The 11,288-nt window shown below is 37.6% G+C and carries 8 protein-coding genes; 5 read left to right on the top strand and 3 right to left on the bottom strand.

Annotation, left to right across the window (positions count from 1 at the left end):
• Positions 1–19: 19 nt before the first annotated feature.
• Together BXY75_RS03295 and BXY75_RS03290 are read right to left on the bottom strand one after the other, a co-directional pair.
• Complete coding sequence (locus BXY75_RS03295; RefSeq protein WP_170152838.1) at positions 20–1,348, bottom strand: RagB/SusD family nutrient uptake outer membrane protein; 1,329 nt, start codon at positions 1,346–1,348, stop codon at positions 20–22.
• 12 nt (positions 1,349–1,360) lie between these two features.
• The gene (locus BXY75_RS03290; protein WP_121906265.1) at positions 1,361–4,318 is read right to left on the bottom strand and encodes a SusC/RagA family TonB-linked outer membrane protein; all 2,958 of its coding nucleotides are present in this window, start codon (positions 4,316–4,318) and stop codon (positions 1,361–1,363) included.
• Positions 4,319–4,520: 202 nt separating this feature from the next.
• Here BXY75_RS03290 and aspS point away from each other — a divergent pair, with 202 nt between their 5' ends.
• From aspS to BXY75_RS03270, 4 genes are all read left to right on the top strand, one after another.
• Positions 4,521–6,269: an aspartate--tRNA ligase gene (aspS, locus tag BXY75_RS03285; RefSeq protein ID WP_121906264.1), complete on the top strand. Its 1,749-nt coding sequence runs from the start codon at positions 4,521–4,523 to the stop codon at positions 6,267–6,269.
• 134 nt (positions 6,270–6,403) lie between these two features.
• On the top strand, positions 6,404–8,212 hold the full coding sequence (locus BXY75_RS03280) for a chloride channel protein (RefSeq protein WP_121906263.1): 1,809 nt from the start codon (positions 6,404–6,406) through the stop codon (positions 8,210–8,212).
• Between the two features lie 44 nt (positions 8,213–8,256).
• Positions 8,257–8,502 (top strand): hypothetical protein, encoded by a 246-nt coding sequence (locus tag BXY75_RS03275; protein WP_121906595.1) that lies wholly within the window; start codon positions 8,257–8,259, stop codon positions 8,500–8,502.
• Between the two features lie 97 nt (positions 8,503–8,599).
• Positions 8,600–8,797, top strand: a complete 198-nt coding sequence (locus BXY75_RS03270) for a cold-shock protein (RefSeq protein WP_121906262.1) — start codon at positions 8,600–8,602, stop codon at positions 8,795–8,797.
• A 72-nt stretch (positions 8,798–8,869) separates the two neighbouring features.
• Here the strand turns inward: BXY75_RS03270 and BXY75_RS03265 are convergent, their stop codons facing one another.
• Positions 8,870–9,319: a nucleoside deaminase gene (locus tag BXY75_RS03265; protein WP_121906261.1), complete on the bottom strand. Its 450-nt coding sequence runs from the start codon at positions 9,317–9,319 to the stop codon at positions 8,870–8,872.
• A 163-nt stretch (positions 9,320–9,482) separates the two neighbouring features.
• Between BXY75_RS03265 and BXY75_RS03260 the strand changes: the two genes are divergently transcribed.
• On the top strand, positions 9,483–11,255 hold the full coding sequence (locus BXY75_RS03260; RefSeq protein WP_121906260.1) for a 1-deoxy-D-xylulose-5-phosphate synthase: 1,773 nt from the start codon (positions 9,483–9,485) through the stop codon (positions 11,253–11,255).
• Positions 11,256–11,288 lie beyond the last annotated feature (33 nt).

Raw genomic sequence — 11,288 nt, 5'->3', positions numbered from 1 at the left:
TTTTATACTCTATTAATAATTATTGATTTTCTGTTAATGGAATTGGGAATTGAACCCAAACATCATCAGCAGTTCTATCAATAGGTAAGTCGCCTAATTTATTATAGCGTCTCATATCAATCCATCTATGTCCTTCGGCAAACAAAGAGTATCTTCTCTGTGTAAGCATCTCATTAGTAAGCGCAGTCGGGTCGTTTGTTCCAGTATAATTTGGAAGACCTGCACTATTTCTTATAAGGTTCAAAGCATTAACTGTTTCGGAAGGATTTATAGTAATATTCGCTTCAGCATATAAAAGAATTAACTCTTCATTTCTAACAATAGGAATATCATCTACATTACTAGTATATCTGAATAAAGCATAATTCCCTGAAAGATCATCCTGCATAATAGGATCGTCTAAAAGAACCACCTTACTAAGTCTGTTATCACCTGTCTCTGCTTCAGGAACGAAATTAGGCTGCGCTATTCTTGCATTTGCAGCAGAAAGTCCTTCAATAGAGAAGAACAATGGATTTGCAATATCGGTCTGATCTAAGGAGAATGTATAAAACATACCTAAGTTTAATTGCTCAGAATCCATTACCATAAACGAATTATTCAAGAAAGCAAGCGTTGCACTTGCATCTCCTTGGTAAGTCGCTACACGAGCTGCGATAGCGTTATTTGCCTGTAAAAATGTACCCGGCGTATTAAACAAGCTGAATCCTGATGACAAAATAAAGGGAAAATCAGAGCCCCCATTTGAGAGATCACTAGCGGCTTCCACTAATAATGCGCGAATACCAGTCAAAGATTGATTATATCCAACAAATGGACCAAGATTATTTTCATCGGCCACATCCAATCTGATACCATTCTCATAAGTTAAATTAAGGTTTAGCAATAATTCATAAGCAATAAAGGTCTTTAATAGTCCTTTTGTTGCATTTACCTCTGCCGTTGTAAATTGAGCCGATGTATCTTGTCCATCTAAGAACCCAAGTATTAAATTGGCATTCTTTACAGTTAGGTAACGACTTGCCCAAGGAGCCGTGATATAGAAGGTATTATTATCCAAGGTAAGCTCTCCGCCACCTAATAAATCTCCGGTAAACCGAGGATCTGAACCAGAGAAACGATAAAACTCTCTTCCAATAACACCACAATCGTCATAATAAGTCCCTAATCGTAAACGGGAACTATATAAGAGACCTCCCACAAGATCCTGTAGATCTCCACGAGTAAGGTTTTCTTCAAATGCATCTACTTCTGCATTGTTTAGATCTGAAAATTCTTCAACCTCACAGGAAACTGTCGTGACCAGCACCAGAGCGAAGAACATGATTTTATATAAATATTTTTTCATAATTTATTTTTTTTAAAAGTTAGCAGCTACGTGAAATAAGTATCTTTTTGAAGATGGAAATGGTGTTACCTCAACTCCACTAAAAATAGTTCCTCCACCAAAATTAGATACTTCAGGGTCGTAACTGTTATAGTCAAAAATATTGATAATATTGGATCCTGAAAATCCTAATCTTATGGAATCGAATGTACCTCCAATTACTCCTGAAAGCATCGCTTTAGGAATTGTGTAATACAATCCTAATTCACGAAGTCTTAAATAAGAAGCATCCTGAGTATGCACATCGGCAGCGGCACCTGGGCGATACTGTCCGTTAACAACAAGTCCATCTGGATCTACTGTAATATCATCATAATCATGACTCGTTCTGTTTAAATCCGTTAATAAGGTGGTAAGGTTTACATTATCTCCACCCTTTTTCCATTGCCATAAAAATGTTAGATCAAGATTCTTATATCTCAAATTATTATTAATCCCCATTTGGAAATCAGGTTCTGCATCACCAACTACTCTAAGCTCTCCTGCAAAACTTCCTACAATTTGAGTGGCACTTGAACCTTCTTCAATTCTAAATGTACCTAAACCTGCTCCAAATGCACCAATATTAAAAGGTTCAACATCTAATCGTGTGATTTCAGAAGTATTTTTAAACCAGTTAATACCGAGGTTCCATTCAAAGTTTTCTGTTCTAACGGGAACTAAATCTAACGAAAGTTCGATTCCCTTATTCTCTAGTGCACCCGCATTTACAAATTCTGAAGTATATCCCGTCGAAGGCTCTAAAGCAGATTGTAAAATCAGGTCGTCTATTGTCTTGATATAGTAAGTGGCAGTTAAACCAGCTCGTCCATCAAGGAAAGAAAGATCTGTACCGAATTCAAGTTCTTTTTGTCTTTCTGAAACAATACTTTTATCTCCTCTTACTCCAATAAGGCTAATTCCAAGAATTCCTCCTGTAGAGAATGCATTATAGGACGTAAACAATGCTCCGGGTGGAGGGAAGTTTCCAGCCTCTCCGTAAGCAGCTCTTAATTTAAACTGATCCCAAGCACCATCTTCTTTCCAAAATCCGAATTCGTTTATATTCACCGCTAATGATCCTTTAGGATAGTAGGACAACTTATTCGCATCACCGTTGTTTGAAGATTTATCCCCTCTTACACCAATAGTGGCAATCAACATATCCTGAAAATTCACCTCTTCTTGTACAAAAAATCCTGAATCTTCCTGCTGAACTCGGGTTTGATTAACTCCTGTGTTCGCCGCCTGATCTACATTCGTTTCGGAAGCTACAAGACCGGTTGCTGTAACTAAAACTGTATTTCGGTCGAAAAATTCATTTGTTAGACCCGCTTGAGTTCGGAAATTAATATCATTATCTGTAAAATAATTATGCACCAAAAACCCAGATAAATTATAATTCTTATTTTGAGTATCTCCTTGTGAAGAGACTCCATTTAACCCCCCATTAGTAAGCTTCTGGAACTGTAATTCTTTTGGGAAGATAGCACGTGTTTTCTGTGCGTACATATCCATACCTCCTCTTAGAATCAATTCCAAATTCGAATTATCTGCTTTGTAAATATCTAAATTCACAGTACCTCCCATAATAAAACGATTCACCGTTTCATTGTTTCGTACCAAATCTCTTGTTTGGAGTGGATTGGAAGAGTTGTTCGGGTGATCGGGATAAATACCATTGGCATCCGGAAATAAATTATCCCATGGTCGGGTCGCCGTTAAAGCGATACCGATCGTTGTACCAGTATTATCATTGTTAAAAAATCCCCGATCTGAAGACGAATAAATATAGTTTGTACTTAGCGTAAACTTCAACCAATCTTGAGGTTTGTGATCTAAGTTAAGTCGGAAAGAGGTTTTTTCGTAACCTGTATTTAATACAATTCCGGCCTCATTATTATGACTTATTCCGGCAAAGAACTTCGTTTTATCGGAACCACCTGCCATACTAAAATTGGAATTTGAAACGATTCCATGTTCTCCAAAGATTTCTTTTTCATAATCTACCAAGGTTCCTGCATTACTAGCCGCTACGAAAAGCGCTGCATCTGCTGCACCAAAACTTTCTTCAACTCTCGCCGCCGTATAATCTCTAACTCCTAATAGGTTTATAGCTTCTACCCATCCAACAGATTGTGAGAATTTGAATTGAGTTTCACCAGCCTTCCCTCGTTTTGTGGTAATAATAATTACCCCTGCTGCTGCACGTGATCCGTAAATCGCCGCAGCCGAAGCTCCTTTTAATATCTCAATATTCGCGATATCTTCTGGATTCAAATCGGCAATCCTATTTGTTGGATTATCCTGGTTTGAAGCACTTCCTCCGGAAGCAGCTCCAGATACTGTGTTTAATCCTGCTGCAATGGAAGAGTTGTCAACATAGACTCCATCTATAATATACAGTGGCTGAATATTTCCTTGTAGAGAAGTTGCTCCACGAAGCTTAACCGATATACCTCCACCCGGTGCTCCCGAGTTAGAGTTAACAACCGCACCGGCGAATTTCCCGTACAATGCGCCATCTAATGTAGGTGGCGGGGTGGTTCCTGTTAATTGTTCCGCTGAAATCGAGGCAACAGCATTGGCTGAGTTGGTTCGTTTTACAGATGTTGCCAATCCGGTAACCACAACTTCTTCAAGTGCCTGAGCAGATTCGCCCATGGTTACTGTTATAGGAGTTGCATTTGTAACTCTCAACTCCACGGTTAAATAACCTAGAGAAGAGAATTCTAAAGTCGTTGGCAAACTGGGTACCTCAATGGTAAAATTACCATCGATACCAGTGGTGGTACCATTCGTCGTTCCTTTCTGAATAACATTTGCAAAGGGGACGGTCTCACCTTTATCACTGTTTACCTTTCCTATAAGGGTCGATTGTGCGAACACAAAACAAGGTAAAACAAGTAACAAAAGCAGAATGCTCCTGCGATAAGAGTTTTTTTGTTTCATAATTAAGTGGTTTTATATTAATTCCCCCCAAGTTAACAAAGAAATTGTCAACTTTATGCATAGATGTGAATATTACTCACAATTTTATCAACTTTTATAAATATAAGTCTGGTCGATTCTTTCTTACTTTTATAATGTTTTCCAATGATTATCTTTATAAATTTGCAGCTTTCAGTAAATTAAGGAAGCATAACTAATCACAATGTATAGAACACATTCAAACGGCGAATTGAGCGCCTCAAATATCGATCAGGAAGTAACATTGTCTGGTTGGGTTCAAAAAATCAGAAATAAAGGATTTATGATCTGGGTAGATCTAAGAGATCGTTATGGCATAACTCAGCTTATATTCGATGAGGAACGCACTGCCAAAGCCGTCATGGAAATTGCTTCAAAATTAGGTCGTGAATTTGTTATACAAGTGCATGGAAAGGTAATCGAAAGAGAATCTAAAAACCCGAATATGGTTACCGGTGACATTGAAATATTGGTTTCCGAAGTGATTATTCTAAACCAATCTTTAACACCACCTTTTACTATCGAAGATGAAACTGATGGTGGTGAAGACCTTAGGATGAAATACCGCTATCTGGATATAAGAAGAAAGCCAGTACGCGAAAATCTAATTTTTCGTCATAAAGTGACTATGGCGGTTCGTAATTATTTGTCTGAAAAGGGTTTCGTTGAAGTAGAAACACCTTATCTTATTAAATCAACACCCGAAGGGGCTCGTGATTTTGTGGTGCCGTCTCGAATGAATGAAGGGCAATTTTATGCACTTCCTCAATCTCCTCAAACTTTTAAGCAGCTGCTTATGGTGGGTGGTATGGACAAATATTTTCAAATTGTAAAATGTTTCCGTGATGAAGATCTCAGAGCAGATAGACAGCCCGAATTTACGCAAATCGACTGCGAAATGGCCTTTGTCGAACAAGAGGATATTTTAAACACTTTTGAGGGACTAACAAGGCATCTTATAAAGGAAATAAAGAATATAGAACTAGCTGAATTTCCAAGAATGACTTATGACGATGCTATGAAGCGTTACGGGAATGACAAGCCTGATATTCGCTTCGGAATGGAATTCGGAGAATTAAATGCTGTTGCTCAACATAAAGAGTTTAACGTTTTCAATCAGGCCGAATTGGTAGTTGGAATCGCAGTACCCGGCGGAAACTCTTACACTCGAAAAGAAATTGATAAATTAATCGATTGGGTAAGAAGACCTCAGGTTGGCGCTCTTGGAATGGTATATTCACGTTGTAACGATGATGGAAGCTATAAATCTTCCGTAGATAAGTTCTACGATCAGGATGATCTTGCCAAATGGGCAGAAGTAACCGGAGCCCAAAAAGGAGATCTTATATGTGTGCTTTCAGGAGATAAAAATAAAGTCCGCGCACAACTAAGTGCGTTGCGAATGGAGTTAGCAGAACGTCTTGGCCTTCGAAAGGCAGATGAATTCGCTCCATTATGGGTTATAGATTTCCCGCTACTCGAATGGGATGAAGACAGCAAGCGCTATCACGCTATGCACCATCCATTTACTTCACCAAAACCCGGACAGTTGGAATTATTAGAAACCAAGCCAGGTGAGGTAAAGGCAAACGCATACGATTTGGTGCTAAACGGTAATGAAATTGGAGGTGGCTCTATTCGTATTCACGATAAAAAGACACAGGCGATGATGTTCGATTATCTTGGTTTTACACCTGAAGAGGCGAAAGCACAGTTCGGCTTTTTAATGGACGCATTTCAATACGGAGCGCCTCCACATGGTGGAATTGCCTTTGGTTTGGACAGACTTACGGCTATATTAGGTGGACAGGAAACGATTCGGGATTTTATCGCTTTCCCAAAAAATAACGCGGGACGTGATGTGATGATCGATGCACCAGCACCAATTGATAAAGCACAATTAAAAGAATTAAAACTTAAGCTAGATCTTTAAACTTTTAGAGGATTTTAATTGAAGTTTAACATCCTTCAGAATAAAAAGAAAGAACCGCTATTAGGAAGAAGTGATTATAACATTTTGAAATTAAACAATGATGTTTGTTTCTTGTTTATCGCTAAATTTATACAATGCCGCAATCTAAGTCGTTTCTTACCCGAATGTTAACTTGGAGATATAAATATATTTCTCAAGACAACTTTGTCTTAGTGATGAGTTTTGTGGTAGGCTTGTTGGCAGGGATCGTCACGCTTACTTTAAAAAATATAACGTTTTCTATCCAGTCCATTCTTGAACATGGGATTATTATTTCCAATTATCATTTATATTTTATACTTCCTTTTATTGGGTTGCTATTTGTGTACTTAATCAAGAAGTATTTTTTTACGAAAATATTGACTCCCACTGTACCTCCATTCATAAAAAGGAGTATCCCATCACTTTTATACTCCTTATTACGGCAAAAGGGATTATTGTCTCCTAGATTGATTTATCAAACTTTGATTACTGCACCTCTTACTGTCGGATTTGGTGGATCGGTAGGATTATTAGGCCCCGCAATTACATCTGGTTCTGCTTTAAGTTCCAATTTGGGGAGATTACTTCGAGTAGACAAGAAAACAAGGTTGTTATTAATCGCTTGTGCCACTGCTGGTGCTATGGCATCGATGTTTAAATCGCCTATCGCTGCCATTGTATTTGCAATTGAAGTCTTTAGTCTAGACCTAACATTTGCTTCATTATTACCACTACTTATCGCATCAATTTCATCGGTCCTTACATCTTATTTCTTTTTAGGAGACGAACAACTTTTTAATCTCGATGTGACCGATAAATTTATGTTGGAAGACACTCTGTTTTATATGATATTAGGGGTAGGAACCGCTTTTGCGTCAATTTATTTTACTAAAATGTATTTTGCGATTTACGAATTATTTGAGCGTTTTAAAACACGCCTACTCAAACTTATTGTAGGCGGACTTGCCATAGGAATCATGTTATATTTCATTCCACCCCTTTACGGAGAAGGTCTAAGTTTTATAAACAATTTATTGGAAGGACGATATATGGATGCTCTTGGCACGACCCCTTTCGACAACTATACAGATAATATTTGGGTAGTTATTGCACTGCTATTTGGTATTACCATTTTTAAAGCTATTGCGATGACCACTACATTTGCTGCTGGAGGAGTAGGTGGTGTAATAATTCCCACCATGGTGATGGGGAGTGCGCTTGGAAATGTTGTAGCAAAGGTTATCAATAATATTGGACTGGGCTTTCATGTTTCTGAAGCTAATTTTACTCTAATAGGAATGGCTGGGCTAATTGCCGGGGTAATTCATGCCCCATTAACCGCTATATTTTTAATTGCTGAAATTACAGGTGGCTATGAGCTTTTCGTACCATTAATGATCACCGTTGCAATCTCATTTTTAATTACTAAAAATATGTTGGAGCATACTATTTATACGCGTGAATTAGCGTTAAGGGGCGATTTACTTACATACAATAGGGATAAAAACACGCTCCTTCTCATGGAATTAGACCGTATTATTGAACGCAATTTCATTACTATAACCCCAGATATGAAACTTGGCGAAATTCTAAATCATGCGGTCGCAAAATCAAATAGGAACATCTATCCTGTCGTAGATGCTGATAATAAATTTTTAGGGATCATCTTGTTGAATGACCTTAGAAAAATTATGTTCGACCAAAAGTTATATGATAAAATATCGGCAACCGACCTTATTGAAAATGCGCCGGCGATGATTTTTTACAAAGAAGATACCATGGAAGAAATCATGAACAAATTTGAAACAAGTGGTGCCTGGAATTTGCCTGTGATCTATAATGGCACGTATTATGGTTTTGTTTCAAAATCCAAATTACTTACCGCTTATAGACGAAAGTTGAAAGATTATTCAGAAAAATAAAGGTGAGTGCTTTTTCTTCCGAAGAAAAAATTAAAAAGAATCTCATGAAATATTTCCTAACTATATTATTTCTTATTGTACTTATTAGTTTAGGTATTGGTTTTTATTTGAAGCCTGACGATGAGGCAACCGGAAACCTGATTATAGGACTTTCAATTATGGCCGGATTTTTTGTGTTAATGCCTACTTTTATTTACCATCGTTGGAAGAATAAAAGCGTAAAAGACTATATGCTAACTAGGGAAAGTATTGAAAAAATGCAGGACTATCAGAAGGACAAGAAGCTATAAATCCAAATTATTTTTTATAGATTTTTTTATTTTGTTGAAAAACAACCCTACATTTATACTTAACTAACAACATTTTATTAATTTATTTATTACAACAATGGAAGGAACAGTAAAATTTTTCAACGAATCAAAAGGTTTTGGATTCATTACAAATGATGAAACCGGAAAAGACATTTTTGTTCACGTTACCGGTTTAAATGGGGAAGCCCTTAACGAAGGTGACAAAGTAGAATACGTAGAAGAAGAAGGAAGAAAAGGAACGGTAGCGGCTCAGGTTCGCGTTATCCACGACTAAGTGATATATACATATAATACTTTAGCCCTCTCGAATTTAATTTTTCTTGAGGGTTTTTTTATTCTGAAAGTTTTAGTTTAAATTCCGCTTTTCAATAAAAAACTTTTTCATTATTTCTGAAGCCTCCTTTTCCAGAATACCACCTTTCATAACCGTTTTGGGATGCAATTTAGTTTCCATTACAATACAACCTCGTTGCTCATCTCTCGCTCCATAAACTATATTTGATATCTGACTCCAATATAAAGCTCCTGCACACATCTGACAAGGCTCTAAAGTGACATAAAGGGTACAATCCTTTAGGTATTTACCCCCGAGAAAATTTGCCGCTGCGGTAATTGCCTGCATCTCCGCATGAGCAGTAACATCGTTTAGTGTTTCAGTTAAATTATGAGCCCGGGCAATAATCTGATTCTTTATCACCACGATCGCCCCTACCGGAATTTCACCTTTGTCGTAAGCCGCTTCAGCTTCCTGCAAAGCCCGTTTCATAAAATACGTATCGTCATGAGGTTGAATCATTCTTTAGTCTTTAGTCTTTAGTCTTTAGTCTTTAGTCTTTAGAAAAATATCAAAATTATCTTATGCTAACTAATCTTCAAGAATATTTTAGTTATTATTTAATAAAATTGCAATTTCGTTATCCTCTAATTAACTAATTCCTTAATAAACGTATCTTTGTTAGGTGCCAAAAAAATTACTAGATACAATTCAATTTCCTGTAGATCTTCGGAAACTTTCCAAAGAGAATCTACCCCAACTTGCCAAAGAATTGAGGGAGTTTATAATAAATATCGTTGCCGTAAAAGAAGGGCATCTCGGTGCCAGTTTGGGAGTAATTGAGCTAACAATTGCACTTCATTATGTGTTCAATACACCAGAAGACAAATTAGTATGGGACGTAGGGCATCAAGCTTACGGACATAAAATTCTCACTGGACGAAAAGATCTTTTTCATACAAACCGAAGCTTACATGGAATTAGTGGCTTCCCTAAAATTAGCGAAAGCGAATACGACACTTTTGGAACGGGGCACAGCAGCACAGCTATTTCAGCCACTTTAGGAATGGCGATTGCTTCGCAACTTAATGGCAATCAATCAAGGCAACATATTGCAGTTGTTGGAGACGCCTCGATTGCAAGCGGAATGGCCTTCGAAGCTTTAAATCATGCAGGAGTTACAAATACCAATATTCTGGTTATCCTTAATGACAATGCCATTGGAATTGACCCGAGTGTTGGAGCACTCAAGGCTTATTTCACAAAGGTAAATCTCAATGGCGCACCAGAAACCGATAATATCTTTGAAGCGCTTAACTTCAAGTATTCCGGGCCAGTTGATGGTCATGATCTCAAAAAATTGACTTCTGAACTAGAAAAATTAAAACATATAGAAGGTCCCAAATTACTTCATGTAATTACTAAAAAAGGAAAGGGATTGCGACAAGCAGAAGAAAATCAGGTGACCTATCACGCGCCTGGAAAATTCAATGCCGAAACTGGAGACTTATTACCAAAATCTAATGAAGTACTTCCTCCTAAATTTCAAGATGTATTTGGACAAACCATCGTAGAATTGGCAATAGACAATGTCAAGATAATTGGCATCACCCCTGCAATGCCTTCCGGAAGCTCATTGAGATATATGATGGACTCATTTCCTGAACGTGCATTTGATGTTGGAATAGCCGAACAACATGCCGTGACCTTTGCTGCCGGCCTTGCCACTCAAGGTTATATTGTTTTTTGTAATATATATTCCACTTTTCTGCAACGCGCTTATGACCAGGTTATCCATGATGTTTGTCTTCAAAAACTTCCGGTAATATTTTGTTTGGATCGCGCAGGTTTAGTGGGAGAAGATGGCCCAACTCATCATGGTATTTTCGATATCGCCTATTTAAGATGCATTCCGGAAATTATCATTTTTGCACCCAGAAATGAAGTCGAATTGCGTAATATAATGTTTACCGCACAACTTGGATTACCAGGGCCAATTGCGATTAGATATCCGCGTGGCAGAGGCAGAATGTTAGATTGGCAACAGCCGTTTTCTAAAATTAACATTGGGGAAGGAACACCATTGAAAGAAGGAAGCAAGATCGCTATCCTTACTTTGGGTACTATGTCTACTAATGCTATGGAGGCTATTCAAAATACATCAGCTTCAGAAAAGATTGGGTGTTTTGATATGAGATTTGTGAAGCCTTTGGACGAGAAATTACTTCACACTATTTTCAGAAAATATAAAACCATAATAACTGTAGAAGATGGAGTTATTTCGGGTGGCTTCGGAAGCAGTATTTCAGAATTCGCATCCAGAAATAACTTCATTAACACACTTGTAATTCTGGGGGTGCCGGATCGTTTTCCCGAACATGGCAGTGTAGCCGAACTTCAAGAACTATCGGGTATCTCTTCAGAAAAAATACAACAAACACTTGAACAATATCTATAAAAAAAGGAGGCTTAACAGCCTCCTTTTTACTTT

The organism is Ulvibacter antarcticus (genome assembly GCF_003688405.1).
GTDB classification, from domain to species: Bacteria; Bacteroidota; Bacteroidia; order Flavobacteriales; family Flavobacteriaceae; genus Ulvibacter; species Ulvibacter antarcticus.
This window is presented reverse-complemented; position numbering and strand designations above follow the sequence as displayed.

Coding starts and splice junctions, on each gene's coding strand:
- BXY75_RS03295 (WP_170152838.1), bottom strand. CDS start 1,348: ATGAAAAAATATTTATATAAAATCATGTTCTTCGCTCTGGTGCTGGTC.
- BXY75_RS03290 (WP_121906265.1), bottom strand. CDS start 4,318: ATGAAACAAAAAAACTCTTATCGCAGGAGCATTCTGCTTTTGTTACTT.
- aspS (WP_121906264.1), top strand. CDS start 4,521: ATGTATAGAACACATTCAAACGGCGAATTGAGCGCCTCAAATATCGAT.
- BXY75_RS03280 (WP_121906263.1), top strand. CDS start 6,404: ATGCCGCAATCTAAGTCGTTTCTTACCCGAATGTTAACTTGGAGATAT.
- BXY75_RS03275 (WP_121906595.1), top strand. CDS start 8,257: ATGAAATATTTCCTAACTATATTATTTCTTATTGTACTTATTAGTTTA.
- BXY75_RS03270 (WP_121906262.1), top strand. CDS start 8,600: ATGGAAGGAACAGTAAAATTTTTCAACGAATCAAAAGGTTTTGGATTC.
- BXY75_RS03265 (WP_121906261.1), bottom strand. CDS start 9,319: ATGATTCAACCTCATGACGATACGTATTTTATGAAACGGGCTTTGCAG.